Origin of the sequence: Olavius algarvensis spirochete endosymbiont (assembly GCA_900608495.1) — a bacterium.
Classification (GTDB): Bacteria; Spirochaetota; Spirochaetia; order DSM-2461; family DSM-2461; genus UBA2779.
On the sequence record UWYT01000075.1, the window covers coordinates 1 to 241 of the forward strand.

At 58.1% G+C, this 241-nt stretch carries 1 protein-coding gene; it reads left to right on the forward strand.

Annotation, left to right across the window (positions count from 1 at the left end; translation table 11 throughout):
* A partial coding sequence (locus S1OALGB6SA_RS01380; RefSeq protein ID WP_195910233.1) for an SBBP repeat-containing protein occupies positions 1-207 on the forward strand: 207 nt, incomplete at its 5' end.
* Positions 208-241: the final 34 nt, after the last annotated feature.

Here is a 241-nt window from a genome sequence, read left to right on the forward strand (position 1 = left end):
TTGATATCCTGCAAGGTTTTCGAGAACACCAGTACGGAATCCGACAGCACCAGCATGGCCTGGGTGGTAAGCACCTTTGCCGGCAGCACAGAAGGTTTTGCGAATGGCGCCGGCAGCACGGCACAGTTTGATTCCCCCTCCGGAGTGGCTGTGGACTCAAGAGGCAATGTCTATGTGGCAGATGCTGACAATCACCGCATCCGGTAAATCCCGCCGGCGAGGGCGGTAAGCACCTTGGCCG